We start from the raw sequence: 208 nt of genomic DNA, 5'->3' as shown, positions 1-208 counted from the left end.
GATATAGACAGGGCTAGCTAATGCTGAATTTCAGATATGAAAAAGCCGCTTTAATTTCTTTAAGCGGCTAATCAAAAAAATTGGTGGCCCCTCACGGACTTGAACCGTGGACCTAACGATTATGAGTTTAAGTTAACTAAGACATTCACTGCCTTTTTCAACTCGAATCTAGCCATCTATCCTCCACGAAAAATAATGAACTGGTGAC

At 39.4% G+C, this 208-nt stretch carries 1 tRNA gene; it reads right to left on the bottom strand.

Annotated features, from left to right (window positions below):
• Positions 1–81: 81 nt before the first annotated feature.
• Positions 82–174, bottom strand: a tRNA-OTHER gene (locus MO387_RS21135).
• Positions 175–208: the final 34 nt, after the last annotated feature.

Source organism: Shewanella sp. N2AIL, from assembly GCF_022690845.1.
Lineage (GTDB): Bacteria > Pseudomonadota > Gammaproteobacteria > Enterobacterales > Shewanellaceae > Shewanella > Shewanella baltica.
Note: the sequence above shows the minus strand (reverse complement) of the source record. Positions and strands in the feature narration are given on the sequence as shown.